This is a genomic window from Vibrio sp. OPT46, assembly GCF_015163535.1.
Taxonomy (GTDB): Bacteria; Pseudomonadota; Gammaproteobacteria; order Enterobacterales; family Vibrionaceae; genus Vibrio; species Vibrio alginolyticus.
The window spans coordinates 1-351 of the sequence record NZ_JADDYG010000186.1; the positions used below are offsets into that span (position 1 = coordinate 1).

Below are 351 nucleotides of genomic sequence, written 5' to 3' on the forward strand. Positions count from 1 at the left end.
TCGATAAATGGGAGTAGTGATAACTTGGGTGAATTATGTGTGTCGTATCACACTTTATCAAACGGTATTTGGTCAGAACGGTGTTAAAAAACGCGAATGTTGAGTGTAGTAAATACTTGTCACTAAAACCAAATTTATAAGAATATGGTTTCGAGAAAGTTGCGATGGATGAAGAGGCAGTAGACTCTGCAACTTAATGTGATTTGAGTATACAATACCGCAACAAATAAAAAACACCCGTAGGAAGAAGGCAATGTCGCAACCCGTTTTATCCCAAATTAATGTTTTTCCGGTTAAGTCAGTTGGCGGATTATCGCTGTCGTCCGTATGGGTTGAGAAGCAAGGATTGAG

The 351-nt window shown here is 39.0% G+C and carries 1 protein-coding gene; it reads left to right on the forward strand.

The genetic code is table 11. The features are described 5' to 3' along the window. Positions 1-253: 253 nt before the first annotated feature. Positions 254-351, forward strand: a 98-nt coding sequence (locus tag IQR33_RS08680) for an MOSC N-terminal beta barrel domain-containing protein (protein WP_193843634.1), incomplete at its 3' end; no start/stop codon positions are given.